This is a genomic window from Flavobacterium frigidimaris, assembly GCF_002217275.1.
Classification (GTDB): Bacteria; Bacteroidota; Bacteroidia; order Flavobacteriales; family Flavobacteriaceae; genus Flavobacterium; species Flavobacterium aquidurense.
The window spans coordinates 82,610-109,110 of record NZ_MUGV01000017.1 but is presented as its reverse complement, the minus strand read 5'-3'; the positions used below and the strand labels follow the sequence as shown (position 1 = coordinate 109,110).

Annotated in this window: 21 protein-coding genes; 14 read left to right on the top strand and 7 right to left on the bottom strand. The window is 35.2% G+C overall.

The window, feature by feature from the left end; translation table 11 throughout:
- The first annotated feature begins 263 nt into the window (after window positions 1–263).
- The 7 genes from mnmG (at window position 264) to B0A65_RS10515 (ending at window position 8,651) form a co-directional block, all read left to right on the top strand.
- Window positions 264–2,135, top strand: a complete 1,872-nt coding sequence (gene mnmG / locus B0A65_RS10545; protein ID WP_074660141.1) for a tRNA uridine-5-carboxymethylaminomethyl(34) synthesis enzyme MnmG — start codon at window positions 264–266, stop codon at window positions 2,133–2,135.
- A gap of 198 nt (window positions 2,136–2,333) precedes the next feature.
- Complete coding sequence (locus tag B0A65_RS10540) at window positions 2,334–2,807, top strand: N-acetyltransferase (protein WP_074660142.1); 474 nt, start codon at window positions 2,334–2,336, stop codon at window positions 2,805–2,807.
- Window positions 2,808–2,851: 44 nt separating this feature from the next.
- Window positions 2,852–3,700 (top strand): class I SAM-dependent methyltransferase, encoded by an 849-nt coding sequence (locus tag B0A65_RS10535; RefSeq protein WP_074660143.1) that lies wholly within the window; start codon window positions 2,852–2,854, stop codon window positions 3,698–3,700.
- A 247-nt stretch (window positions 3,701–3,947) separates the two neighbouring features.
- Window positions 3,948–4,517, top strand: a complete 570-nt coding sequence (locus tag B0A65_RS10530) for an OmpH family outer membrane protein (RefSeq protein WP_074660144.1) — start codon at window positions 3,948–3,950, stop codon at window positions 4,515–4,517.
- 99 nt (window positions 4,518–4,616) lie between these two features.
- Window positions 4,617–6,896 carry a helix-turn-helix domain-containing protein gene (locus B0A65_RS10525; RefSeq protein WP_074660145.1) on the top strand — a complete coding sequence of 760 codons (2,280 nt, stop codon included), beginning with the start codon at window positions 4,617–4,619 and terminating at the stop codon, window positions 6,894–6,896.
- Window positions 6,897–6,965: 69 nt separating this feature from the next.
- Window positions 6,966–7,724 (top strand): hypothetical protein, encoded by a 759-nt coding sequence (locus B0A65_RS10520; protein WP_074660146.1) that lies wholly within the window; start codon window positions 6,966–6,968, stop codon window positions 7,722–7,724.
- A gap of 165 nt (window positions 7,725–7,889) precedes the next feature.
- Window positions 7,890–8,651, top strand: coding sequence for a hypothetical protein (locus tag B0A65_RS10515; protein WP_074660147.1), 762 nt, complete (start codon window positions 7,890–7,892; stop codon window positions 8,649–8,651).
- An 82-nt stretch (window positions 8,652–8,733) separates the two neighbouring features.
- Here the strand turns inward: B0A65_RS10515 and B0A65_RS10510 are convergent, their stop codons facing one another.
- Window positions 8,734–9,696, bottom strand: a complete 963-nt coding sequence (locus B0A65_RS10510; protein WP_074660148.1) for an HU domain-containing protein — start codon at window positions 9,694–9,696, stop codon at window positions 8,734–8,736.
- Between the two features lie 258 nt (window positions 9,697–9,954).
- Here B0A65_RS10510 and dprA point away from each other — a divergent pair, with 258 nt between their 5' ends.
- Window positions 9,955–11,055: a DNA-processing protein DprA gene (gene dprA / locus B0A65_RS10505; protein ID WP_074660149.1), complete on the top strand. Its 1,101-nt coding sequence runs from the start codon at window positions 9,955–9,957 to the stop codon at window positions 11,053–11,055.
- Between the two features lie 78 nt (window positions 11,056–11,133).
- On the opposite strand, the gene trpS is transcribed toward dprA, so the two are convergent.
- Both trpS and B0A65_RS10495 read right to left on the bottom strand, forming a co-directional pair.
- Window positions 11,134–12,108, bottom strand: a complete 975-nt coding sequence (trpS, locus tag B0A65_RS10500; RefSeq protein WP_074660150.1) for a tryptophan--tRNA ligase — start codon at window positions 12,106–12,108, stop codon at window positions 11,134–11,136.
- Window positions 12,109–12,256: 148 nt separating this feature from the next.
- Complete coding sequence (locus B0A65_RS10495) at window positions 12,257–12,634, bottom strand: GxxExxY protein (RefSeq protein WP_074660151.1); 378 nt, start codon at window positions 12,632–12,634, stop codon at window positions 12,257–12,259.
- A gap of 257 nt (window positions 12,635–12,891) precedes the next feature.
- On the opposite strand from B0A65_RS10495, the gene B0A65_RS10490 reads away from it, so the two are divergent.
- Entirely contained in the window at window positions 12,892–13,647 is a 756-nt protein-coding gene (locus B0A65_RS10490) for a lysophospholipid acyltransferase family protein (RefSeq protein WP_074660152.1), read from the top strand.
- A gap of 558 nt (window positions 13,648–14,205) precedes the next feature.
- Here B0A65_RS10490 and recA read toward each other — a convergent pair.
- From recA to B0A65_RS10470, 4 genes are all read right to left on the bottom strand, one after another.
- On the bottom strand, window positions 14,206–15,213 hold the full coding sequence (recA, locus tag B0A65_RS10485; protein ID WP_089069626.1) for a recombinase RecA: 1,008 nt from the start codon (window positions 15,211–15,213) through the stop codon (window positions 14,206–14,208).
- Between the two features lie 164 nt (window positions 15,214–15,377).
- The gene (locus B0A65_RS10480) at window positions 15,378–15,887 is read right to left on the bottom strand and encodes an acyl-CoA thioesterase (protein WP_026982374.1); all 510 of its coding nucleotides are present in this window, start codon (window positions 15,885–15,887) and stop codon (window positions 15,378–15,380) included.
- 124 nt (window positions 15,888–16,011) lie between these two features.
- Window positions 16,012–16,395, bottom strand: coding sequence for a DoxX family membrane protein (locus B0A65_RS10475; protein WP_026982373.1), 384 nt, complete (start codon window positions 16,393–16,395; stop codon window positions 16,012–16,014).
- 7 nt (window positions 16,396–16,402) lie between these two features.
- On the bottom strand, window positions 16,403–17,551 hold the full coding sequence (locus B0A65_RS10470; RefSeq protein WP_074660153.1) for a DNA polymerase III subunit: 1,149 nt from the start codon (window positions 17,549–17,551) through the stop codon (window positions 16,403–16,405).
- A 435-nt stretch (window positions 17,552–17,986) separates the two neighbouring features.
- Here B0A65_RS10470 and B0A65_RS10465 point away from each other — a divergent pair, with 435 nt between their 5' ends.
- The 5 genes from B0A65_RS10465 to B0A65_RS10445 all read left to right on the top strand — a co-directional run bounded on the left by B0A65_RS10465 (window position 17,987) and on the right by B0A65_RS10445 (window position 26,437).
- On the top strand, window positions 17,987–18,439 hold the full coding sequence (locus B0A65_RS10465) for a hypothetical protein (RefSeq protein WP_074660154.1): 453 nt from the start codon (window positions 17,987–17,989) through the stop codon (window positions 18,437–18,439).
- Between the two features lie 190 nt (window positions 18,440–18,629).
- Window positions 18,630–19,922: a hypothetical protein gene (locus B0A65_RS10460; protein ID WP_074660155.1), complete on the top strand. Its 1,293-nt coding sequence runs from the start codon at window positions 18,630–18,632 to the stop codon at window positions 19,920–19,922.
- Window positions 19,923–20,023: 101 nt separating this feature from the next.
- Window positions 20,024–20,446 (top strand): hypothetical protein, encoded by a 423-nt coding sequence (locus tag B0A65_RS10455; RefSeq protein ID WP_074660156.1) that lies wholly within the window; start codon window positions 20,024–20,026, stop codon window positions 20,444–20,446.
- Entirely contained in the window at window positions 20,443–21,906 is a 1,464-nt protein-coding gene (gene sprC / locus B0A65_RS10450) for a gliding motility protein SprC (RefSeq protein ID WP_074660157.1), read from the top strand. The genes B0A65_RS10455 and sprC overlap by 4 nt, the downstream gene beginning before the upstream one ends.
- Before the next feature lies 1 nt (window position 21,907).
- The gene (locus B0A65_RS10445) at window positions 21,908–26,437 is read left to right on the top strand and encodes a PorP/SprF family type IX secretion system membrane protein (protein WP_074660158.1); all 4,530 of its coding nucleotides are present in this window, start codon (window positions 21,908–21,910) and stop codon (window positions 26,435–26,437) included.
- Window positions 26,438–26,501: the final 64 nt, after the last annotated feature.

Sequence of the window (26,501 nt, the reverse complement as noted above, 5' to 3'; positions counted from 1 at the left end):
ACCTGAACGTTCCATGTGAAACACGTTTAATTTTGAAAATGAAATTTTAAACGTTTCACGTGGAACATTTGAAAATGAAGTTTTGAATTGAAGTTTTGGAGAAAAAATCTGCGGATGTTCCACGTGGAACTTTCTGTAAAGCGGGAACCTGAAACTTGAAACCTGAAACTTGAAACTTTTAATACGTTCCACGTGGAACAAAAGAATAAAGAATTTAATTCTGAGAGCCAACTTAACCGGTTTCCCAGAGAATAGAAAATAAAATGTTTTTAGAAGAATACGATGTTATAGTGGTTGGTGCAGGTCATGCTGGATCTGAAGCCGCGGCAGCGGCCGCAAATTTGGGATCGAAAACCTTATTGGTTACAATGAGCCTACAGAACATTGCACAGATGTCTTGCAACCCGGCGATGGGTGGAATTGCAAAAGGACAAATTGTGCGTGAGATTGATGCGCTTGGAGGGTACTCTGGAATTGTTTCAGACCGAACCGCAATTCAGTTTAAAATGTTGAATAAATCGAAAGGACCTGCAATGTGGTCACCGAGAGTTCAGAGTGATCGAATGCGTTTTGCCGAAGAATGGAGAATGATGTTGGAGGGAACTCCAAATTTGGATTTCTACCAAGAGATGGTAAAAGGTTTGATTATCGAAGACGGAAAGATAAAAGGAATTAGAACTTCTTTGGGAGTGGAGATTCGATCTAAATCTGTTGTCTTGACAAACGGAACTTTTTTGAATGGTTTGATTCATATTGGAGAAAAACAATTCGGAGGAGGAAGAGCGGGTGAAAGTGCCGCGACCGGAATAACAGAAGATTTGGTTAAAGCAGGTTTTGAATCTGGAAGAATGAAAACTGGAACGCCGCCACGTGTTGATGGTCGTTCTTTAGATTATTCGAAAATGAACGAAGAAAAAGGAGATGCTAAGCCGGATAAGTTTTCTTATTCTGATTTGACAACTCCATTGACACATCAAAGATCTTGTCACATGACATATACGTCTTTGGATGTTCATGATATTTTGAGAGAAGGTTTTGATCGTTCGCCAATGTTCAACGGAAGAATCAAAAGTCTTGGGCCGAGATATTGTCCGTCGATAGAAGATAAAATAAATCGTTTCGCTGATAAGGAGCGTCACCAACTTTTTGTTGAACCGGAAGGATGGAATACTTGTGAAGTTTATGTGAACGGATTTTCGACTTCGCTTCCGGAGGATATTCAATTTAAAGCTTTAAGTTCAGTTGCAGGATTTGAGAAAGTGAAATTCTTTCGTCCAGGTTATGCAATCGAATACGACTATTTTCCGCCGACACAATTAAAACATACTTTGGAAACGAAGTTAGTCGAAGGTTTGTATTTTGCCGGACAGATTAATGGAACGACAGGATATGAAGAGGCAGCTTCTCAAGGATTGATGGCCGGAATAAATGCGCATTTAAAAGTGCACGAAAAAGCGCCGTTAATTTTAAAACGTGATGAAGCTTATATTGGAGTATTGATTGACGACTTAATTACGAAAGGAACAGAAGAACCTTATCGTATGTTTACGTCTAGAGCAGAATACAGAACATTGTTGCGTCAGGATAATGCCGATTTCAGATTGACACCAATGTCACGTGAAATTGGTTTGGCATCTGAAGCTCGTTTGCGCAGAATGGAAAAGAAATTAAACGAATCTGAAAAGATGGTTGCGTTCTTCAAAGAAACAAGTGTTTCGGTTGCGGAAACGAATCCAATTTTAGAAGCAAAAGAAACTGCTCCAATTACACAAGGTGATAAAATGTTCAAAGTATTCTCTCGTCCGCAAATTGATTTGGAGGACATGATGAAGTTTGATAAAGTAAAAGAATATATAGAAGCAAATGATGTTGATCAGGAAATTTTGGAGCAAGCCGAAATCCAGGTCAAATATTCCGGTTATATCGAAAAGGAAAGAAATAACGCTGATAAACTAACTCGTTTAGAAGAAGTGAAAATTCCGGAGAATTTCGATTATGATAAAATCAAATCGATGTCAATTGAAGCAAAACAAAAATTGAGCAGAATTCGTCCTGTAACCATTTCACAAGCTTCAAGAATCAGCGGAGTTTCTCCGAGTGATATTTCTGTGCTTTTGATTTATATGGGAAGATAAAGGTAGAGACGCACTTTAGTGCGTCTTGATCTATTTCAGATTTCAGGTTGTTGGAACGCGAAACTGGGAGGGAGTTTTAGTTTGAGGATTTAATGTGAAACTTGAAACAAGAAAAACTTGGAACAAAAACTAATTGTTCCACGTGAAACTATTTCAGTAATCTAAAATCTAAATTCTGTAAATCTAAAATTTCGTTATATGAAGATTGTAGAAAAGGAAATTCTGTCTTTGGAAGAAAAAGAAGTTTTGCGTGAACTTTGGAACGAAGAGTATCCAACGAGATTGCATTTAGAAGATAGCGAAGATTTTGAATTGTACTTAAACGGACTTTCAAATACAAAACATTATTTGCTGTTTGATGATTCAAATAAAATTAATGGCTGGGCATTTACTTTTTTGAGAGAAGGCGAAGATTGGTTTGCTATAATTTTGGACCATCAGATACAAGGCAAAGGAAATGGTTCTCTTTTGATAAATGAATTAAAAAAGAACAATACTAGTTTGAATGGTTGGGTTATTGATCATGAAGATGAAGTGAAACAGAATGCAAAATATTATCGATCTCCAATGCCGTTTTATATGAAAAACGGTTTTACAATTTTGACAGCAATAAGAATTGAAAATGAAAAGATGTCGGGTGTAAAAATAAATTGGACACTAAAGAACATATAAAAAAATAAACCCTAAAAATAAACCAAATACCTACTAATTATAAAATGGACGTTTTAAACAAAAAACATTTTCTTACTGTAAAAGACCATTCAGTTTCAAAAGAAATTTTCGAGTTGTATCATGATGAAACTTTAGACATGTTAATTACATCTCCTCAACCTGCTTTAGAAAATCTTGGAAGATATTACGAAAGTGAAGATTATATTTCGCACACCGATAACAAACGTTCGTTATTTGAAAAAGCGTATCATTTTGTAAAAAATATTGCGCTGAAGAATAAACTGAATTTAATCAATTCTCAACAGCCTCATAAAGGAAGGATTTTGGATATTGGTGCCGGAACCGGAGATTTTTTGTTAACAGCAAAAAATGACGGTTGGGAAACGGTTGGAGTGGAACCAAGTGAGCGGGCAAAAAATATTGCGATCCAAAAAGGAATTTCTTTTGTGAACGAAATTGACGCACTAGAAAATAATTCTTTTGACGTAATTACAATGTGGCATGTTTTAGAACACGTTCCGAATTTAGAACTTCAAATTAAGGAATTGAAGCGTTTGCTAAAACCAACTGGAACATTAATTGTTGCGGTTCCAAATTTTAAATCGTACGACGCAAAACATTATGCTGCATTTTGGGCAGCTTATGATGTTCCAATTCATTTTTGGCATTTTTCAAAAAAAGCTATTCAGTCGCTTTTTGAAAAAGAAGATATGAAGTTAGAAAAAGTGCTTCCGATGAAATTTGATTCTTTTTATGTGAGTTTATTATCTGAAAAATATAAAACCGGAAAAATGAATTATATCAAGGCTTTTTTCGTCGGATTAAAATCAAATTTAAAAGCGAGCAGTACAAAAGAGTATTCATCCCACATTTACGTTATAAAAAACAGGTAAAACGCAATTTAAGCGTGTTTCTGCTGTTTTTTTACCTTTAACTAGGGGAATTTATATCTTTTTTGAGAAAACGTTTCTAATGAAAGCTATTAAAGCCGGTTTTAATAGTGTCGAATTATTGACATTTTTCTTTCCATAAATAAAAACAATATCATAAAATTATAGCATTTTTTAAACTTTATGTTGGTGCTATTTATTTTTTTATATTTTTGTCTTCAATACATTAAAAAAAATAGAAATTTAGAAAATGAAAAAAGCATTAGTAATTATCGCACTTTCAATTTTGGTTGTTTCGTGTAATAAAGCAACAGAGGTTAAGGAAGTAAAAACAGCTTACGTTGATACTTCGGTTTTAATGAAGGAGTACACTGAAGCAAAAGATCTTGAAGCAAAATACAAAGCTCAGGCAGAAGAAAAAGGAAGACAGCTACAAGCCGAAATTACTCGTTTTAAACAAGACGCTGCTAGTTTTCAAGGTCAGGCACAAGCTAATGGACAGGCGTGGGCGCAACAAAGAGGTGCTGAATTGCAAAAAAGAGAGCAACAATTGGGTTATGCTCAACAAGCATTATCTCAACAATTGCAACAAGAAAGCGGTGTCGAAATGGATTCTCTAATCAGCGGAGTTAAAAAATTCATCAAAGATTACGGTAAGAAAAACGGTTATTCTTATATCTACGGTACAGGAGATGCAGCATCAATTTTATATGCTGAAGAGAAATATGACATCACAAAAGATATCATTAAAGCTTTGAACGATAAATATAAAGCTGAGCCTAAAACGGAAGCTCCGGCTAAAGAAGAAGCTAAAAAATAATACCAAACAAACTAAGTAATTTAAAAACCTAAATCTGCAAAGATTTAGGTTTTTTCTTTTATAAAAAGGCGATACTTTTGGTAATTCAATATACGCCCAATGCAAAACGTTTCAGAAGCTGCTGCTTACACCTTACAATTCATTAATCAAACGCAAAAATCTATCTTTCTGACTGGTAAAGCCGGAACAGGAAAGACGACTCTTTTGCGCGAAATCATTGCGACTACACACAAAAATACTGTTGTTGTGGCCCCAACTGGTATTGCCGCACTAAATGCAGGCGGTGTGACTATTCATTCGATGTTTCAATTGCCATTTTCGGCTTTTTTACCAACTTATGAAGAGAGTTCACAGTTTACTGAAACGGTAAAATTTGAGAATAAAGAATCATTACGCAGGCATTTCAAAATGAATAATTTAAAGCGTAACGTAATCAAAAACATGGAGTTGCTGATTATTGATGAAGTGAGTATGTTACGTGCCGATTTGCTTGACGCGATTGACTTTATGATGCAGACAGTACGCCGAAATACACGTGCTTTTGGAGGTGTTCAGGTACTTTTTATTGGAGATTTATTGCAATTGCCTCCTGTAATTCGCGATGAAGAATGGCGAACATTGAGAAATTATTACAAAGGAAAATTCTTTTTTCATTCGCATGTAATTCAGCAAAATCCGCCTTTATACATTGAATTATCTAAGATTTATCGTCAGAGTGATGATAAATTTATTTCGGTTTTGAATAATCTTCGAAACAATCAGATTACACCACAGGATATTCAGATTTTAAATGAATATGTAAAACCGGACTTCGACTTAAAAAACAATCCGGGTTATATAACCTTGACCACACATAACGCGAAAGCTGATTCGATGAACGAGCAGGCGATTGGCGATTTAGCTGGAAATGAGTATGCTTATCAGCCTTTTGTAGTGGGAGATTTTCCCGAGAAAATTTTTCCGGTGGAAGAAAACCTGAAGCTGAAGATTGGAGCGCAAGTTATGTTTGTCAAGAATGATTTGTCTTTTGAAAAACGCTATTTCAACGGAAAAATGGGTGTTATCAAATCCCTTTCTCCCGAAGAAATTTTTGTTCATTTTCCGGAAGAGAACAAAACCATAGAAGTGGAGAAGTACGAATGGAAAAACATTCGTTACAAAGTAAATGAGCTCACAAAAGAGATAGAAGAAGAAGTTTTGGGCACATTTGCACATTATCCACTAAAATTGGCGTGGGCCATCACGGTGCATAAAAGCCAGGGACTGACTTTTGAGAAAGCTGCGCTTGACGTATCGCAAGTTTTTGTTCCCGGGCAGGCCTATGTAGCATTATCGCGTTTAACGTCTTTAAATGGTCTTATTTTGCTTTCTCCGTTACAAATGAATGGCATTTCGAATGATCAGGATGTAATGGACTATGCTTTGAATAAAGCGACAGAAGAAGTCCTGAAAAATTCATTGCACTTTGAAACTAAGAATTTTATTCATAACTATTTGATTAACAGTTTTAATTGGACAGATTTAGCACAGGAATGGCGAAATCATCGTTTTAGTTACAATGAAAATGCGGTTAATTCAGAAAAAGCAAAACATTCTGTTTGGGCGCACAAACGTTTAGAAATAATCGATTCGCTCGTTGATCCTTCGCAGAAATTCATTCAGCAATTGAACAAAATTTTCAGTAAAGAAACAGTCGATTTAATTTTTGTACAGGAAAGGGTAGTGGCAGCCTATGATTATTTTTTTAAATCGATGGATAAGCTGGTTACGGATCTTTTGCATAAAATGGCTGAAATCCAGAAATTTAAGAAGGTTAAAGAATTCTATGAAGAACTGGCTCTTTTAGACGATTTGCAAACCAAAGCGGTTTTGCGCTTAATGAAGGCCAAATTGCTAATAGAAATTGTTGTTGCGGGCGAAACCATCTGTAAAGAGAAATTGACCTCTACAGCGATTAAAAACTATAAAACTGACAAGGTTTCTAAGATCCGCGAGGAATTTAATATGTCGAATACTGATATTTTTAAAGTCGATGAACCTGCAGTGCGTTATAAAGCGAGAAAATTAGATAAAAATGAACCAATAGCGAGTAAGAAAACTACAGTTGAAGAAACGCATGATTTATGGCTGGAGAAAAACTCAATTCAGGATATTGCGAGAATTCGAAAGCTAACCGTACAAACTGTTGAAATGCATTTGATTAAATTGATTCAGGCTAAGAAAGTTGATATTTCTGATGTCTTGCCATACGATAAAATCCTGGCGTTACGTGAGGCTTTTGAGTTTTATCAGGAAGAATCCCTGAACGGTTTGAAAGAAAAACACGGTGACGAATTTACCTGGGATGAACTTAAAATGTTCAAAGCCAGCATCAATTGATTTTCTATTTTGTAACTTAGTGTTTGAAAATGGAATTAATCATTTAAACATTATGTAAAATAGAAAAGTATGAGAAAGATAATTTACGTTATATTTATTGCTCTGTGCATTCAAAATATTTCTGGTCAGGATTTAAAACCAGCCTATCAAAAATTCGTTAAAAGCTTTATTGCCAATGTAAAAAGCAACAACAAAGAAGGAGTATCGGCGCTTATTTCTTTTCCGCTTGGAAGAGAATATCCAATTCCTGCAGTTAAAAATAAAGCAGATTTTATAAAGCGTTATGATCAAATCTTCGATGCAACTTTGAAAAGCGAAATCATAAAATCAAATCCTGCAAAGGATTGGACCGAAATGGGTTATCAGGGAATTATGCTTGCCCAGGGAGATATTTGGATGGATACAACCGGAAAAATTATAACGATTAATTATCAATCACAGGCGGAGAAAGATCTCAAAACTAAATTGATTGCCAGCGAAAAAGGAAAACTACACCCATCAATCGCTACTTTTAAAGCTCCGGTTTATGTTTTGGAAACCTCTAAATTCAGAATCAGAATTGATGATTTAGGAAACGATAAGTACAGATATGCTTCGTGGTCTGTTAAAAAGCCAATGAGCGAAAAACCCGATTTAATTCTAACTAATGGAAAATGGATCTCAGATGGAAGTGGAGGAAACAGTCATTACGAATTCAAAAAAGATACTTATCTCTATGAATGTTACATTATTGTTATCGGAACATCTGATTCTCCACCGGCTTATTTATCAATCTCTCAGAATGGAAAAGAGATCTTAAATCAGAATGCAAAAATAGTGACCAAATAACAAAAAACCTGTTTCATGTGGAACAGGTTTTTTGGTTTTTATTAGAATAATAATGATATGAATTAATGCGTTATAACCTAAAAGTTTTTAGCGAAAGCATAAATTAATTACTTTTATATTTGGAACTTAATAATCAGATTAATAATCAATTAAAGTGTTTTTAATATGAAAAAAGTAAATCTGTTTCTGGTTTTAGTGCTGTTTTTTGGCAGTTTCGTTTCAGCACAAACGGTAAAACCGGAGTATCAAAAATGTGTCAAAAGCTTTATAGATACTATTAAAAGCGATAAGAAAGAGGCTATCGCAGAGATGGTTTCTTATCCTTTAAAGAGAGAATATCCAATACCTGATGTAGTCGATAAATTTGACTTTATCAAACGTTATGATGAAATTTTCGATTCAACTTTAAAAAATGAAATAATAAAATCAGATCCCGCAAAAGACTGGTCTGATATGGGTTGGCGTGGAATTATGCTGAATAAGGGAAATGTCTGGATGGATTTTGATGGACGCTTGACGAGTATAAATTACCAATCGCAGGCAGAGATTGATCATAAAAAGAAACTTATTGATGCTCAAAAAAAGGAATTGGATTCTAGTATAGCCTTTTTTCAAAAGCCGATTTGTGTGCTGGAAACGGCTAAATTCAGAATAAGAATTGACAATTTGGGAAATGAAAATTATAGATACGCTTCCTGGCCAATTGAGAAAGCAATGAGTGAAAAACCGGATTTGATAATTTACAGAGGAAATTTAGTGGTAGAAGGAAGTGGAGGAAATCATCAGTATGAATTTAAGAAGGAAAATTATACTTATGAATGCGCCTTTATAGTAGCTGGCGAAAAAAACGCACCTCCGGCGAAATTAACTATTTATCAGGGTAGTAAAGTGATTCTTTCACAAACGGCTAAGATCATTTCTAAATAAAAAAACTGTTTCTCATGAAACAGGTAGAATACAGATAGAATATAAAAAAAGCCTAATTTTTTAAGATTAGGCTTTTTAAGTTTTATAGATTTTCGACTAGAATCCAGGCATCTGGATTTTCACCTTTTTGTATTTCTTTTTGTGCTTTTTCAGCTTCGGCCATTGTAGCATAACTTCCGTATAAAACCGGGAATAAACCATGTTTGTTTTCACCAAGCATTCTGGCTTCATAACCATCTTTAATCAATTGGTTATAAGCTTTCCTTGCATTTTGCTCACTTCTAAAAGCACCGGCCATGATATGATAAGGCATCACTTTTACAACCTCAGTTTTTGCTGAATCTACAGATAAGGTCACAGCAGGTAGTGGGTTTTCAATAAAAAATGTAGCTTCCTGAATTTTGTTTTGAACTTTTTTCTGAACAGCATTTTCTACCACAAGCGTTTTTGTAGTTATCTGATTTTGATATAAAGGATAACCGATACTTCCTGTAATTCCAAGACCTAAAACAAAAATTGCTGCGTATTTCAGGAATGGATTTGAAGATCTTGATTCCTCTTCAGAATCGTGTAATTCGTATACTTTCGATTCTTCGATTTCCTGTAATTTTTTCTCAAAAAGTTCTCTTTTTACCATAGGAGCGACGAACGGACTAAGACCGAAAGAACTCGTTAGATAATTAGTTTGATCACTTGGAGTGAAAACCATATTATTATCGGCGTTTAGACGAATTTCACCGATGTTTTTGATAGTTAAAACACCAGATTCCTCTAAGGTCTTCTTCCAGCTTAAAACTTCAAAAGCAATAGCACTTACAGCAAATCCATATGATGTTTTTTCTGTTAATGCAATATGATTTGCCAACAAGCCATCATTGTTTTTCAAAAGACTGTTAAATGCGACCGTTTTTCTCGGTGGAGAAAACGAATTTGTACCTGAATTAAGCTGAGCCGATTGAATTTCGGTTAAAAATGCTCCAAACCCTGGAACCGTTACACACTGATAACGATACAATAACTGTGCTATATAAGTTTCGATTTTCATAGTAACAAAGTTATACATCCAATATAGTTATCAAAATTTTATTCACAATTTTTATTAACAATTACGATAATTTTATAGACAATTCTTTTTCAGTTAGTTAGATAAAATTAGCTTTTTATCAAAAGTGGTGCGAAATCTTTAATCTTTAATTTTTTATAAGAATTTACTTCTAATTTATATATTTGCGCTTCTTTTAATTTCAAAATAATTTGTTTTTAAAAGATATTTTTTATCCTTTCAATAATCTTTTTCGAAGCCATGTCAGACCAGGAATTATTTTATTTATTAGCCTTATTAAAAGTGGAGGGCATTGGTGATATTATGGCCAAAAAACTATTGACGCATTTTGGAAACCCGGAAGCTATTTTCAAAGTAAAAAACCATCAAATTGCAGGTATTGATGGTGTTGGCTCGGTTTTGTTGCGGAATTTAAAAGACAAGACGGTTTTTGAAAAGGCCAATAAGGAATTAGAATTTATTAAATTGAATGCAATAAACGTTTCTTTTTTTCAGGATGAAAGTTACCCTGATCGTCTTAAACATTGTATCGATTCACCTGTTTTAATTTTTACTTCTGGAAATATTAATTTAAAAAACAAAAGATTAATCAGTATTGTGGGAACCCGGCAGATTACCTCATATGGAATGGAATTTTGCAAAAAATTTATTGAAGATTTAGCGCCTCTTGATCCTGTAATTGTGAGTGGATTTGCTTACGGTGTTGATATTGTAGCACATCAATTGGCGATGGATCATAGTTTGCAAACGATTGGCGTTTTAGCGCATGGACTGAATCAGATTTATCCCAAAACGCATAAAAAATATAGTGCCAGAATGGAAGAAAATGGCGGATTTATAACCGAATTCTGGAGCTCATCAAATCCTGATAAGGAGAAATTTGTGCGCCGAAACAGAATTGTGGCAGGAATGACTGAAGCTACAATAGTAATCGAATCTGCGGATAGGGGCGGATCTTTAATTACTGCCAATTTAGCCAATGATTATAACCGCGACGTTTTTGCCGTTCCCGGACGTGTTACAGACAAATATAGCCAGGGTTGTAATGATTTGATCAAAACACAAAAAGCAAACGTTCTGACAAGCGCTGCTGATTTGGTATATGTGTTGAACTGGGACATTGAAAAAAAGTCAAAACCAGTACAAAAGCAATTGTTCGTAGAATTAGAAGTGGAGGAGCAAAAAATTTATGATTTCCTGCTCAGCAACGGAAAGGAACTGCTGGATATTATTGCACTAAAATGCGATTTCCCAATTTATAAAATCTCAGGAATGCTTTTGAATATGGAACTTAAAGGCGTTATTCGGCCTTTACCGGGGAAACTTTTTGAGGCGATATAATTTAAAAAAATTTGCCACGAATACACAAATTTTCACAAATTAATTAGTGTGAAAATTTGTGTAATTTGTGGCAAAAAATTATTTTCCAAATCCAAGAACCTCTCGAACTTTTGCCAAAACACCATCCGCAACAACAGAAGCTTTTTCAGCACCTTTTTTCAATAAGGCATCCACTTCTTCAAGGTTGTTTATATAGTAATTGTATTTTTCTCTTTCGGTTTTAAATTTTTCAGTAATCAATTCAAACAAAGCTTGTTTGGCATGACCGTAACCGTAATTTCCTCCTAAATAATTGGCTCTCATTTCAGCGATTTGAGATTCATTCGCTAAAAGAGAATAAATGGCAAAAGCATTACAAGTATCTGGATTTTTTGGTTCTTCAAGTGGTGTACTATCCGTTTCGATACTCATTACCTGCTTGCGTAAAGTTTTATCGTCAAGGAAAATATTGATAATATTATTGGCCGATTTACTCATTTTTCCACCATTCGTCCCCGGAATCAACATACTGTCTTCCTGAATTTTAGCCTCAGGAATTACAAAAGTTTCGCCCATTTGATGGTTAAAACGGGAAGCAACATCACGCGTGATTTCTAAATGCTGTAATTGGTCTTTTCCAACCGGTACAAATTCAGCATCATACAATAAAATATCTGCAGCCATTAACATCGGATACGTAAAAAGTCCTGCGTTAACATCGTCTAAACGATCTGCTTTATCTTTGAAAGAATGTGCTAAAGTCAATCTTTGAAACGGAAAAAAGCAACTTAAATACCAGGTTAATTCGGCTGTTTGCGTCACATCAGATTGTCTGTAAAAAGTAACTTTATCTGGATTTAAACCACAGGCAAGCCAGGCCGCTGCGGTGCTATAGGTATTTTCTCTTAATGTTTTACCATCTTTAATTTGCGTAATCGAATGTAAATCAGCGATAAACAAAAAAGATTCGTTTGCAGGATTATTCGATAATTCAATTGCAGGAATAATTGCCCCTAATAAATTTCCCAAGTGTGGCGTGCCAGTACTCTGAACACCAGTTAGTATTTTTGCCATTCTAGTTTTTTATTTCTAAACGCAAAGTTCGTTTTTTTACTGCAAACTGCGCAATTTTTTTAGCAGTGTTTTTTTACCGCAAAGGCGCAAAGTTTTTTCGCAAAGTTCACAAAGTTTAAGAAGGTTTTTGAAGTTCTCAAAGCTTTATCTATAGGTTATTTACAACTCTTCTGATGCCATTTTTTAGTAAAGCTTCATTAAAATTTATAAGAAGACCAAGTTTATAATTTCCAAGTTTTAAATAAGTTAAAGTTTGCGCCAGATGATTTACGGTTAAGGACTCTACGCTTTTTATTTCAATTATAAATTTATTTTCTACCAGCATATCAATACGATAGCCACAATCAAGTTGAACTTCTTCAAAAATTAAAGGCATTGCTTTTTCTTTTTCAACACGTAAGCCACGTTGTTTAATTTTATAAAACAGGCATTCTTGATAAGCATTCTCTAGTAGGCCAGGCCCAAGCTTTTTGTGAATTTCAATTGCAAGACCAATTATAATAGTTGATATTTCGTTTTCTGTCATAATAAAAAGGATCTAAATTAATAAATATTTTCTTATTTTTTTAAGCTTTTACTATAAAACCGACCAGTTTTTTCTGAAACCTGCTAAAGATCCAGATACTAAAGATGAAGCTTTGTGTTCTTATTGCATGCAATTATCGTAAGCAACATCACTTCGTCTCTTTGCGAAAAAACTTTGAGCCCTTTGTGGTAAAAAAAAAAATTCCACGCAGCTAATTCTTTATTAATATTCATTTCTGTTTTCTTACATTTGAAGCTATGAAAGGAATTAAGATTGTTTTTTGGGTTTTGTGGCGCATTTGGTTTTACGTTGTAATGGCCATTCCGATATTGATTATGTTGCCGTTTTTGCTTATTTCTATTATAACCGAAAGCGGATACCCCTATTTCTTTAAAATGGCCCGCATTTGGGCTAAATTTATCCTTTTTGGGATGGGTTTCTATTACTTAGTCGAACGCCAGCAGAAACTGGAAAAAGGAAAAAGTTATATGATTGTTGCCAATCATACTTCGATGACAGATATTATGCTGACTTTGGCAGTGGTTAGAAATCCGTTTGTTTTTGTTGGAAAGAAAGAATTGGTTAAGATTCCGCTCTTTGGATTTTTCTATAAAAGAACTTGTATTTTGGTGGATAGAAATTCTTCAAGAAGTAAAAATGAAGTTTTTAAAAGAGCGCAGGATAGACTAAATCAAGGACTTAGTATTTGCATTTTTCCCGAAGGCGGAGTTCCGGATGACGAAAGTGTGTTGCTGGATGAGTTTAAGGACGGTGCTTTCCGATTGGCAATAGAACATCAAATTCCAATTGTTCCGATTGTTTATCCGGACAACAAGGAAAGATTCTCCTATACTTTTTTGAGCGGAAGTCCCGGAAAAATGCGGGTAAAAATATTCCCTTTTATAGCAACCAAAGGATTAACTGGTGAAAAAAGGAAAGAACTTCGGGACCATGTGAGACAAGTTATTTACAATGGTTTACTGGAGTTTCATCAAGTAAAAAACAAGGCGTAATTTTTAAAATATAAAAGCCGACTAATTGCACGAATTAGTCGGCTTTTCTTTTGAATTAAAACCCCCCATTTTATATTCAAAAATTTATCTGTGGATAATTTTTTCTGAAATAAAGCGTAATACTTTTTTAAATTTCAATCTGGTTTTTTTTCGGTTTTTATTCAACAACACTTCTAGTTTCTCTTTCATGTTAAAAAATCTTAAGAGTTGATAATAAAGAGTTTGGTTAAAACTCAAGTTAACGTTACAATATTATAGATGGCAAAAAATGAAAATGGTTGCGTTGAAATAAAATTATTTTTTTAAAAACAATAAAAACCCGCTAGCACCAAACAAACTAACGGATTTTTATTAAAAACAATGAACCAAATTTATTCTAAAAACCTTCAAATTGGGTACTTATGGCAAATACCAAATCTTATGTCTTTTATAAGATGAAATTGTTTTGAAAAGGTTGCGTCGATTTTGATACTATTTGTAGAATAAAAAAACCCGCCGAGTTTTAAAACTTGGCGGGTTAGAGTGTAAAGTCTTGTTTTAAAAAGACTTATATAAGATTTAAGCGTTTGCTAATTCTTTGATATGGGCTTTAATTTTAGCTTCTAATTCATCAGCTAATTCTGGATTATCTTTGATTAATGCTTTTACAGCATCACGACCCTGACCCAATTTAGTATCTCCGTAGCTGAACCATGATCCTGCTTTTTTAACGATTTCAAATTCAACCGCTAAGTCAAGAATTTCTCCTGTTTTAGAAACACCTTCTCCGTACATAATATCGAATTCGGCAGTTTTAAAAGGCGGAGCTACTTTGTTTTTTACAACCTTTACTTTGGTTCTGTTTCCAATTACGTTTTCTCCGTCTTTAATTTGAGAAGAACGACGAATATCTAAACGTACTGAAGCGTAGAATTTTAAGGCGTTACCACCCGTTGTAGTTTCAGGATTTCCAAACATAACTCCAATTTTCTCTCTCAACTGGTTGATGAAGAAAACAGTACAGTTTGTTTTGCTGATTGTCCCTGTTAATTTTCTCAAAGCCTGAGACATCAAACGGGCGTGAAGACCCATTTTAGAATCTCCCATTTCGCCTTCAATTTCACTTTTTGGTGTCAAAGCGGCAACCGAGTCAATAACCACGATATCTATTGCTCCTGAACGAATTAAGTTTTCGGCAATTTCTAAAGCTTGTTCACCATTGTCTGGTTGAGAAATGATCAGGTTTTCGATATCAACACCTAATTTCTCGGCATAATTTCTATCAAAAGCATGTTCTGCATCTATAAAAGCAGCAATTCCACCCGCTTTTTGAGCTTCGGCAATTGCATGTAAAGTTAAAGTTGTTTTACCAGAAGATTCCGGTCCGTAAATTTCGATAATTCTTCCTTTTGGATAACCGTTAACTCCAAGCGCTAAATCAACACCAAGAGAACCTGAAGAAATTGTCTCAACTTCTACAATGGCCTTGTCGCCCATTTTCATTACGGTACCTTTCCCGTAGGTCTTATCTAGTTTGTCAAGCGTAAGTTGTAACGCTTTTAATTTGGCTTCTTTCTCTGAACTCATCTCTTTTTTTTCTTTTTCTTTCATCTAACTTTTTATAATTCTTTCATTCTCAAAACAAATCAGAAATTTAATAACGTACTGATTTAGATTTGTATCAGGCTTGTAATTTTGTAAAAATACTTCTTTTTTTGAAGTTTGATTGTTCCAAATTGTATCAAAATGCACTATATAAATAAAGCCTTTAATTCTGTGGCTTCAGAAGGTTTTATTTTTCCGGCAAGTAATAAGCTCAGTTGTTTGCGACGAAGTGCAGCATCGAAACGCTGAATTTCTAATTCTGTTTCAGGTATAATTGCGGGTACTTCAACAGGTCTTCCGCTATCGTCTACTGCAACAAAAGTATAAATGGCTTCGTTGGCCTTGGTTCTGCTTCCGGATTCACGGTCTTCTACCCAAACATCAATAAAAACTTCCATAGAACTTTTAAAAGATCTGGAGACTTTTGCTTCAATAGTGACTACCGCTCCAAGTGGAATGGCTCTGTTAAAAGCAACGTGATTTACAGAAGCTGTTACGACAATTCGGCGTGAATGTCTGCGTGCCGCAATACTTGCAGCGCGATCCATACGGGCTAATAATTCACCACCAAAAAGGTTGTTTAAAGGATTTGTTTCGCTCGGTAAAACTAAATCAGTTAATATAGTCAGCGATTCTGAAGGATGTTTTGGATTCATTTTTTTAATATAAAATTTATTTTTTGCTATCCGCTTAAAGCGAACATTTTTTTGCCACAGATTACACAGATTAAAACGATTAGAAAAAAATCTGTGAAAATTTGTGTAATCTGTGGCCTGTTTTTTAATTCAACCAATAAACAGCCATAACAGCTGGAATAAAATAGATTACAATGGTTCTCGCACCGTCATAATCTTTGGCCAAACGCTGACCAAAAAGCATCATTAACAAAGAAATGCAGGAAAAAATTGCGCCATAAAAACCAAATTCTCTACCACTGTTTGTTAATAATTGTATTGCTCCGACTACACATAAAATTCCTGAAATTAATTCTAAAACTAAAAGATGTGCTAATGCAAGAGGCACTTGATTTTTTAAGGGTGTTTTGGCAAAATGTCCTTTTAGCCATTCAACATTATCTTTCCAGTAAAAAATTTTCTCATAACCTGATTGCAAAAAAGTTAAGGCTAAAAAAGCTAACAGTAAAATGGAGGCAACATTATTCATTTGGAAACTATTTTTTATGAATTAAACGAGTCAGTTTGATAGATAAATCAGTTAAAATTATTTTTGCATTTCCGTTTCTTTCAATGTGATACATCGCATCTGAAAGTTCTTTGAAAATATCGTGAATGTTATTGCCATTTACAAAAGGCGCAAAATTTTCTAGTTTGAATTTGTCGACTCTTGGTTCAATATAAACCAAACTTGGAGCTTCATAATTTAACAAAAGTGCCTGTCTGAACATTTCAATACAAAACTGAATGAATTTTTTCTGGCTTTCGCGGCCCAGACCTGCAATTTCTTCACTCCAGGTAATTAAATCCTGAATCGCAGCTGCATTTCCTTTTGCCCTAAAAGCGGCCCGAACCCAATTGACAAACCATTGCTCAAAGGGATACTCTGAATCATCTTCTTTTAGTAAAGAAAGCGCTTTATTGAAATTTCCCTGGGCCTGATGTGCTATTTTTTTGGCCAGGTTTGAATCTGTGTTTTGCTGAGAAACTAATGCTTCTGTTATTACTTTTTCGGGTAAACCATTAAAGTGAATTACCTGACAACGAGATCGGATGGTTTGGATAATGTCTTCTTCATTTTCTGAAATCAGAATAAAAATTGTTTTATCTGACGGTTCTTCGAGGAGTTTCAGTAATTTATTTGAAGCGGCGATATTCATTTTATCCGCCATCCAGATGATCATGATTTTATAGCCGCCTTCATAAGATTTCAGCGAAAGCGATTTTAAAACTTCCTGCGCATCTTCAACACGAATTTCTCCCTGTTTGTTCTGAACGCCTAACATTTTATACCAATCAAACAAACCTCCATAAGGCATTTCCTGAATAAAAGTTCGCCAGTCCTGAATGAAATCTAAACTCTTAGGTTTTGTTTTTACATCCTCGGTAGTAACTGTCGGATAGATAAAATGCAAATCGGGATGCGAAATGTTTTGAAACTTCAGATTGCACGAATCATTTCCGTTTTCGTTTTCATTACCGCTGTTGTTGCATAAAATATATTGCGCGTAAGCAATGGCGGTAGATAATGTACCACTTCCTTCTGGTCCGATGAATAATTGTGCATGCGGAATTCGTCCTGATGCAGCACTTTTTATCAAGTGACTTTTGATGTAATCCTGACCTAAAATTTGTGAAAATTGCATGAAGCAAAGATAGAAGAAAATGATGTAGTCAAAAATTTTCGGGAAAAAGTTTATAAGGGCACTTTTTATTTCTGTTTTTTATAAAGGTTTTTAACTTAATTTTTTTCGTTTTTGATGTCAGCTTTTGTTAATAAAGGGATTAATTGAGAGAGATATTAAGAATATTTTGTTAATAGTTTTTTTGAAAAAGTGGTAATCAATGGTTTTTTTTGGCTATAATTTTGTTGTAAACTAATTTTTTATTACGTAGTATCTTACAGGATTAATTTTAACAATTTTAACAAAAACCCCGTTAAAACGCACATTTTCTCGACATAGAACTGGTTTTTAAGGTTTTTTTAAGGTTTTTTTTTGAAAAAACAAATCAATAAAGTTGCAATTTAAGTTAATTTATATATTTTTGTTTTCATAACAACCAATTATAAATACGAATCTATGAAAGGGAAAATTATTTTATTAAGTGCACTTTTTTTCTTGACAACTGGCGCTATTTCAGCACAGGCAAAAAATGCTCCAAGAAGTATTATTAGTACAACCGCTCTTATTCGCAAATACCATGACCAAAAAGAATTAAGTGGTATGCAAAAAGGAGAACTTTTGGAATTGTACATTGAGCGTATTAAAGTTTTAGTAAAAACGCTCCCTTACATCGCTTTGGTTACTAAACCGGGTGTTACAATGGCAGACTTAGGTATTCCAGACGACTCTGAACACAAAAAAGTGTTAGACAACCAAGCTATTGGTACAACAACTTTCTTAGATACAACAGTAGAATTTCAGAGAAAAATGATGCCTTATTCAGATAAAGGAAATCTGATTGCAGCGATTTTATTTTACGAAAGCACATTGAAATCACTACATGAGTTCAACGATTTGAATGAAATGTAATAAAACAAATATTTTTTAAAACCTTTTTTAGAATGTTTACGTAGATGAACGAGACTTCACAACGTCATTTTGAAAGAGATAAAAAAAACAACTCGTTCTTGATGTGTTCTGAAAATTATCAGAAAGCTCGAGATGAGTTTTTTCATTTACGCATACCCAAATTTATTATTAACCGTAATACCCCCTTATCATGAAAAAAATTACTCAAATGATCTGCGTGCTTTTGACAGTTACTGCTATGAGTGCTCAACAAGAGAAAGGAATTATGGGCTACACTAATTGGTTGAATAACTGGACCGAATTTAAGCCTAACAAAGTAGAGTATGGAGAAGCAAACCAAATTTTAGCAGGAAATATTTCTGTTAACACTAAATTGCTGAAGAGGAATATTTATGTTTTGCAAGGAAACGTTTATGTAACAAACAATGCTGTTTTAACAATCGAACCAGGAACTTTAATTATTGGTGATTTCGAAACAAAAGGAACATTGGTAGTTACAAAAGGTGCACAACTTGTTGCAGACGGTTTAGAAACAGATCCAATTGTGTTTACATCAAACCGCAGCCAGAAAAAAGCTGGAGACTGGGGTGGAGTTGTAATTCTTGGTGATGCTCCAATCAATAAATTTGGAAATGTAGGTTCATATAACTTAGATCTTGATCCAACACTTACTACTTATGGTGGTGACAATGCTGCTGGAAACTCAGGAATTTTGAGATATGTAAGAATCGAATTTGCTGGAAAAAAAGTAAAAGGAGCTGATACTTTCAACGGATTAACTCTTGCAGCAGTTGGAAACAAAACAATATTAGAAAACGTTATGGTTAGCTACTCTGGTGGTGACTCATTTGCTTTCTTTGGTGGTGACTTAAACGCTACAAAATTAGTTTCTTATAAATCAATTAATGACGATTACAAATTTACTCAAGGTGTACAATGTCGTTTATATAACTCATTGGCAGTAAGATCTTCTTATTTATCAAGTAATAAAGACGGATCTCGTTGCATGGAAGTAAAATCATTCGAAAAGAAAAATGAAACTGATTTTACTAAAAAACAAACTTTAGTTGTAGCTACAAACATTACAATGCTTAACGACAGTGAAAACATCAAAGCTGATATTCAGGCTGGTTTGGTAAAAGAGGCAATTTATGTTGCTGAAACTGCTTCACTAGAAATGAAAAGAAGCGTAATCTCTGGATTTAATCCTGCTGTTTTATTAGACAGTAAAACAGAGATTAACGATGCTAATCTTAAGAAAATCAAAATTGAAGAAATGTATTTTAACCTATGTAATGGAAACATCTTTACAGAATACAATTCTAACAATGAAGATTTAGAAAGCTGGTACGGAAACCCTGTGTTTTTCAATGTTATGTCACAAAGTGATAACAAAGAAACATTCATTGATATTTTCAATGCTAAAAAGCCGGATTTCAGATTACAATTAGGAAAAATCACAGCGTCGAGCGGCAACAAATAATTGATTTCGATTTTTATTTTACAGCGTAAATTTTATTAATAAAGTCCCCAGACACAATTTATGTATCGTCTTACACCGGACTAAATAAAGATCAAAACATAATGGCCCCAACTATAAAAAAGTATTTTATTTATACAATATTTTTGGTTTCTCCTATTGCGTTAAGTTTACATGCACAAAGTACTGAAGCAAACAAAACTGTTTCTTTTGCTGCAAAATGTGACAAAACTGCGTCAATTATTTCAAACCAAAATAATGATATAGCTGATAAACGTTTCAGCAAATTAGATGATAATTCTAATCAGTTAATAGCAGGGCTATCCATCCCCAAGGATAGCCTTTCTATGGCAGCTGTAACGAACAGTCAGACTACTACAAAATTTCAGGAAAACTCATCAATAACGGCTTCTTATTCTGTTCTTGCAAAAGACATTATTGAGAATTATAAATATGACTTTTCTGAAACATTTATTGATATTCTGTTTTTTGAAGATATAGACTTAGCAAGAACTCGTACTATATGATTCAAAAAACTACTTTATCTTTTTTTAATTGCATTATAATCTTAACACTTCTTTTTCTTTCAGAAGTAAATTTATATGCGCAATCATCAATATCTCCCCAGCAATTACCTTTTAAAGATATTTGTGCCGGAGATATTGTTGATGGCACTAAATACAATGAATATCTAGCGACTTTTTCATATTTAAATTTTGCTTCAAATGTTACTTTTTCAGTTCAATTGTCTGATGAATTTGGTAGTTTTACTAATCCAACAGCCACCACAACACTTGCAGTTATTCCGTTATCAAGTACTGAACAAACAATTAAATTCGCGATTCCTACAACATTAAAAGGTTCTAATACTTATAGTTTAAGAATAGTAAGTAGTAACGGAATTAATAGTCCAAGAGCACAAAATTTCTCTGGTTTATCCTCTTTTTCAGCCTTTTATAAAGACTATGTGTCTTCGTTTTTAATTAATAAAAATAAAGATACTGCGACGCTATGTTCCGGAGGGAGTTTTACCTTAACAGTTGATAATCTTACTCCTGAAGTAAAGGAGTCATCACCTGCAAATTATCCGAATATTAAATATAAATGGTATAAAGACGATGTTCTGATTGCAGGACAAAGTGGTAGCTCGTTATTGGTTAGTACGACTGGCAAGTATTATGCAGAAATTGATTATGGTCAATGTTCTGATGTAAATTTTAGCTCAAATCGTGTTAATGTTACTTCTTCAAGTTCAGGTTCAGCTGTAACTATCGATTCAAGTTTAGGTAATCCTTTTTGCGCAACTGGCGAGGGTACTGTTCTAACAGCAACGAGCGGTAATACATACGCCTGGAAAAAAGATGGCGCTCCGTATGGTGACACTCGTACTGTAAAAGCTACTGAATCTGGAGTTTATACAGTAGAAGTTGATTTTGGAGGATGTAAAGCTACAGGAACTATTAACCTAAGCAGTAATGGATTTAATGCCAGCATTGATGTTGCAGATACGGTAGAACTAGAGCAAGGAGAAACGGTAAGTGTTAGTGTTACTACAGATGCTACAAGTCCGTCATATGAATGGTTTTTAAATGACAAACTTATTGACGGCGCAAAAACAAATACTTATCTGGTAGCCGCAGTAGGTGATTATAAAGTTAAAATTTCGCAGGCCGCAGGCTGTATTGCTACAAAAGAATTTTCTTTTAAAGTTACTGGACCAGCCCCTCCAGCAACGGTAATTCCGAATATAGTAAGCTTAAGTGGCAGTTACCCATATTGGAACATCCCGGATGCATACAAAAACGCAAGTACAAAAGTGATCATTGTTAGTTCAAACGGAGAAATTATGTTCGATGATGTTGGAAGTAATTATGACCCTCAAGTCAATTCGTTTATTAAAGATTTTAAAAATGTAAATCCAGTTTATTACTATGTCATTCAATCAGACACAGGTGAAAGAAAAGGATCAATAACTGTGATAAAATAATATGAAGAAAATCCTACTATTCATAACTTTATTTTACGGTTTTTCAAATGCACTCTATTCCCAGGAAACTACTGAGAATGGAGTTGTTTCGTTTTCATTACCTATCAGAAATTCATTAAAGTTTAATAGATATTTAATCAACCCAACATTCAGTTTTGTTCGTGAATCAAACCCATATGTAAGTTTTTATAATAAAAGACAATATGTTGGCTTTGATGATGCTCCAAATACTTATTTGTTTAATTACTCAGGACGTTTCAGAGAGAATGAAGCTTTTGCTATAGGGTTGTTTCAACAAAACTATGGTCTAATGACCGTTTTTGGCGGAGTTGTCAATTTTGCTCATAATATCGTATTAGACCAAGACAGTAATTTAACTTTTGGTTTAAATGTAGGTGCTTATCAAAGTGGTTTAGACAAAGGAAAGATTATTTCTGACGACCCAAATATTTTAAATGGAGAGTATCCTTCCAATACAATGCTTACTGTAAATCCTGGTATTAACTACGGTACTGCTTTTCTTGATTTTGGACTATCTGTAAACAATCTTGTACTGTATAATTTCGGTGGGGGAATGATAAAAGAGGATCCTGAAAGAGCGATTGAACTTCATGCGATGTATACCGGATATCTTGATAGTTATGGCTTTTTTGACAGAAGTAAATTTTCGGGTATTGTAAAAACAGAAATTAAAAAAGATAAAACCGTTATTTCTGGTCTTGCCATGTTGGCAATTCCACAAGGAGTTTGGGCACAGGCTGGATATAATACTTTGTACGGAGTATCAGCGGGACTTGGTGTAAACATTTCACCAAGTATTGCTATTGAATATAACTATGAAAGAGGAATGGGTAATTTCACGAATTTAGGTGCTTCACACGAATTCGTAATTGCTTATAAATTCAAAAGCAAAAATTACTATTACGGAGATGACGATGAAGGTTCACTTATCGATCCATCTAAGCCAAAAGCTGTAATAGCTAAAAAGACAACTACTGCACCAGTTACCAGAGTTGATGGTGCTGAAAAAGCAAAACTAGCTGCTGAAGCTAAGGCCAAAGCAGATGCAGAAGCACAACAAGTAAGGTTAGCTGCTGCTGAAAAAGCGAAAGCAGACGCTGAATCTGCAAGACTAAAATTATTAGCTGATAATAAGGCAAAAGTTGACGCTGCAGAAACACAAAAATTAAAATTAGCTGCAGATGCTAAAGCGAAAGCCGATGCTGCTGCTGCTGCGAGAGCACAAACAGCAAATGCGAACAAAGCAGTTTCAACAGAACAAAAAACACAAGCTCAATTGACGGCTGATAAAGCCAGAGCCGATGCTGAAGCACGCAGAATAAAATTAGCTGCAGATAATAAAGCAAGAGTTGATGCTGCTGCTGCTGCGAGAGCACAAACATTAAACGCAAGCAAAACAGCAACAGGAGAACAAAAAACAGCAGCACAATTAGCTGCAGACAAATCTAAAGCAGATGCTGAAGCATTAAGAATAAAACTAGCTGCAGACAAATCAAAAGCCGATGCTGAAGCCGCAAAAGCAAAAGTGGCCGCTGCTAAACAAGAGCCACAAAAAACAGCAGCACAGTTAGCTGCGGACAAATCTAAAGCGGATGCTGAGGCATTAAAATTAAAATTAGCTGCAGATGCAAAAGCGAAAGCAGATGCTGAAAATGCTGCTAAAGCAAAAGCGGCAAGCGAGCCTGCAGTTGCACAAAAAACACAAGCAGAGCTAACAGCTGAAAAAGCGAAGGTTGATGCAGAAGCATTACAAGCAAAATTAATTGCTGATGCAAAAACAAAAGCAGATGCTGCTGAAGCGAAGAGGAAAGCCGATGCAAAAGCAAAAGCTGAAGCTGCCGATTTACAATCAATCTTAGCTGCCGATGCAAAAGCAAAAGCAGACTCAGATGCATATCAGGCAAAACTAGCTGCAGATGCAAAAGCAAAAGCGGCTGCGGACTCAAAAACGAAAGCAAATATTGATGCTGCAAATAAAGCAAAATTAGCTGCAGATGCCAAAGCAAAAGCTGCTGAGGAAGCTGCACTAAAAGAAAAATTAGCTGCTGATGCCAAAGCGAAAGCGGATGCAGAAGCAAGACAAGCATTAATTGCTACTGAAGCAAAAGCAAAAGCGGATGCAGAAGCATTGAAAATAAAATTGGCTGCCGATGCTAAAGCAAAAGCTGATGCAGATATATTACAGGCAAAACTAGCTGCCGATGCTAAGGCAAAAGCTGACGCAGAAGCATTACAGGCAAAACTCGTTGCTGACGCTAAAGCAAAAGCGGATGCAGAAGCGCAACAGGTAAAATTAGCTGCAGCTGCTAAAGCAAAAGCGGATGCTGAAGCGCAACAAGCAAAATTAGCTGCAGACGCTAAAGCAAAAGCTGATGCGGAAGCATTACAAGCAAAATTAGCTGCTGATGCTAAAGCAAAAGCCGATGCAGAAGCACAACAAGCAAAATTGGCTGCCGACACCAAAGCCAAAGCCGATGCAGAAGCATTACAAGCAAAATTAGCTGCAGACGCCAAAGCTAAAGCAGATATGGAGGCGTTACAAGCAAAACTAATTGCTGATGCAAGAGTAAAAGCCGATGCAGAAGCAACAGCTAAAGCGAAAGCCGATGCAGAAGCTAAAAAATTACAAGAAGAAGAAGATGCGCGCCTGGCAAAATTAGCTGCCGATGCTAAAGCAAAAGCGGATGCAGAAGCATTACAAGCTAAACTAGCAGCAGACGCCAAAGCAAAAGTGGACGCAGCAGCATTACAAGCTAAGTTAGCTGCAGATGCTAAAGCAAAAGCGGACGCAGAAGCATTACAGGCAAAATTAGCTGCAGATGCTAAAGCCAAAGCGGATGCAGAAGCATTACAAGCAAAATTAGCTGCAGATGCGAAAGCAAAAGCGGATGCGGAAGCACAACAAGCAAAATTAGCTGCCGATGCGAAAGCAAAAGCTGATGCAGAAGCACAACAAGCAAAATTAGCTGCCGATGCGAAAGCAAAAGCAGATATGGTAGCATTACAAGCAAAATTATTAGCGGATGCTAAAGTAAAAGCGGATGCCGAAGCCACTGCTAAACTGGCAGCTGAAGCCGAAGCTAAACAATTACAATTAGCGGAAGAAGCTCGTCTGGCTAAACTTGCCGCCGATACCAAAGCGAAAGTTGATGCAGAAGCATTACAAGCTAAACTAGCTGCAGATGCTAAAGCAAAAGCTGACGCAGATGCTGTGAAAGCAAAACTTGCTGCCGATGCAAAAGCCAAAGCAGATGCTGAAGCATTACAAGCGAAGCAAGCTGCAGACGCTAAACTAGCTGCAGATGCCAAAGCAAAAGCCGACGCAGATGCTCTTAAAGCAAAACTTGCTGCAGACGAAAAAGCGAAAGCCGATGCAATAGCATTACAAGCAAAATTAGCTGCTGATGCTAAAGCAAAAGCTGATGCCGACGTCCTACAAGCTAAATTAGCAGCAGACGCTAAAATTAAAGCAGATGAGGAAGCACGTCAGGCAAAATTAGCAGCAGATGCTAAAGCTAAAGCCGATGCAGAAGCATTACAAGCAAGACTTGCTGAAGAAACTGAGTTAAAAGCCAAATTAGCAGCTGATGCAAAAGCGAAGGCCGATGCAGATGCAGCAGCAAAATTGGCAGCAACACCAAAAGATGATTCGGCAAAAGAGATCGAGGCTTTATCTAAAGCTATTGAAGCAGCTATTACGTCGCAAAAAGAGCTTTATGCACAGTTTACAACAACAGTAGCCAAAAAGCAAAAAGACCTGGATGATCTTAGAGAAGAAAATGATTTAAGTGAAAAAGGAATCTACAGAGAACCGAAGCCGTTTAAAAGTGTTGCTGCAGAAAACAGTCAGTTAGAGGCTTTCAAAGTACAACTTGCTGATGCAAACAGAACATCAAAAGAGGAGCTTGCAAAGCTTACCAATTTATATAACGAAAGATTAAGAAAAGTTCCAAATAAAAATGATGCTTTAAACAAAGCTTATCTTGAAAAGATAAACCAATTAAAAGCGTCTCAATTACAAATGGAACAAGATAGTGCGGCATTACTGGCGAATTTAGAACGTATTAAAGCGGAAACTGAGATCGAGAAAAAACGTAGAATTAAACGTGCAGCATACGAAAATGACCAGGGAAGATATGCTCAGGATCTTGCGGCTCTTAAACGTATAAAAGAAACTACAAAAGTAAGTAGTACACCATTAACAGCAAGCGATTTTGATTTTGGTGAAGACCAGTCCAATATGCAGATCATCAAGAATATTAAAAATTCTGATAACGGATATTATATGATTATTGCCGTTCATAGCAGTGTTGAAAAAAGAGATGAATTCCTTACAAAAGCAGTTGCTGCAGGACGTTCAGATGTGAATTTCTTTTACAATATCGCGACAAGTAAATATTATATCTACTACGAGAAATTTGATGGTTTATCTGAAGCAACTAAGGCATTAGAAGCAAAAGGAAACAAGCCATATAATGGAAAAATGGCAATTGTAAAAGTTGAGAATTAATAGAGTGAAAGTCGGTCCTCTTTTTTGGGAGGACGTAATAATAATAAATGTTATAGCATACGAA

What these genes read in the sequence shown, in the direction of transcription:
- dprA (WP_074660149.1), top strand. Translation starts at nt 9,955, where the DNA reads ATGTCAGACCAGGAATTATTTTATTTATTAGCCTTATTAAAAGTGGAG.
- B0A65_RS10535 (WP_074660143.1), top strand. Translation starts at nt 2,852, where the DNA reads ATGGACGTTTTAAACAAAAAACATTTTCTTACTGTAAAAGACCATTCA.
- B0A65_RS10530 (WP_074660144.1), top strand. Translation starts at nt 3,948, where the DNA reads ATGAAAAAAGCATTAGTAATTATCGCACTTTCAATTTTGGTTGTTTCG.
- B0A65_RS10455 (WP_074660156.1), top strand. Translation starts at nt 20,024, where the DNA reads ATGGCCCCAACTATAAAAAAGTATTTTATTTATACAATATTTTTGGTT.
- recA (WP_089069626.1), bottom strand. Translation starts at nt 15,213, where the DNA reads ATGAGTTCAGAGAAAGAAGCCAAATTAAAAGCGTTACAACTTACGCTT.
- B0A65_RS10520 (WP_074660146.1), top strand. Translation starts at nt 6,966, where the DNA reads ATGAGAAAGATAATTTACGTTATATTTATTGCTCTGTGCATTCAAAAT.
- B0A65_RS10480 (WP_026982374.1), bottom strand. Translation starts at nt 15,887, where the DNA reads ATGAATCCAAAACATCCTTCAGAATCGCTGACTATATTAACTGATTTA.
- B0A65_RS10510 (WP_074660148.1), bottom strand. Translation starts at nt 9,696, where the DNA reads ATGAAAATCGAAACTTATATAGCACAGTTATTGTATCGTTATCAGTGT.
- B0A65_RS10540 (WP_074660142.1), top strand. Translation starts at nt 2,334, where the DNA reads ATGAAGATTGTAGAAAAGGAAATTCTGTCTTTGGAAGAAAAAGAAGTT.
- sprC (WP_074660157.1), top strand. Translation starts at nt 20,443, where the DNA reads ATGATTCAAAAAACTACTTTATCTTTTTTTAATTGCATTATAATCTTA.
- B0A65_RS10475 (WP_026982373.1), bottom strand. Translation starts at nt 16,395, where the DNA reads ATGAATAATGTTGCCTCCATTTTACTGTTAGCTTTTTTAGCCTTAACT.
- B0A65_RS10515 (WP_074660147.1), top strand. Translation starts at nt 7,890, where the DNA reads ATGAAAAAAGTAAATCTGTTTCTGGTTTTAGTGCTGTTTTTTGGCAGT.
- B0A65_RS10495 (WP_074660151.1), bottom strand. Translation starts at nt 12,634, where the DNA reads ATGACAGAAAACGAAATATCAACTATTATAATTGGTCTTGCAATTGAA.
- B0A65_RS10490 (WP_074660152.1), top strand. Translation starts at nt 12,892, where the DNA reads ATGAAAGGAATTAAGATTGTTTTTTGGGTTTTGTGGCGCATTTGGTTT.
- B0A65_RS10525 (WP_074660145.1), top strand. Translation starts at nt 4,617, where the DNA reads ATGCAAAACGTTTCAGAAGCTGCTGCTTACACCTTACAATTCATTAAT.
- B0A65_RS10460 (WP_074660155.1), top strand. Translation starts at nt 18,630, where the DNA reads ATGAAAAAAATTACTCAAATGATCTGCGTGCTTTTGACAGTTACTGCT.
- trpS (WP_074660150.1), bottom strand. Translation starts at nt 12,108, where the DNA reads ATGGCAAAAATACTAACTGGTGTTCAGAGTACTGGCACGCCACACTTG.
- B0A65_RS10470 (WP_074660153.1), bottom strand. Translation starts at nt 17,551, where the DNA reads ATGCAATTTTCACAAATTTTAGGTCAGGATTACATCAAAAGTCACTTG.
- mnmG (WP_074660141.1), top strand. Translation starts at nt 264, where the DNA reads ATGTTTTTAGAAGAATACGATGTTATAGTGGTTGGTGCAGGTCATGCT.
- B0A65_RS10445 (WP_074660158.1), top strand. Translation starts at nt 21,908, where the DNA reads ATGAAGAAAATCCTACTATTCATAACTTTATTTTACGGTTTTTCAAAT.
- B0A65_RS10465 (WP_074660154.1), top strand. Translation starts at nt 17,987, where the DNA reads ATGAAAGGGAAAATTATTTTATTAAGTGCACTTTTTTTCTTGACAACT.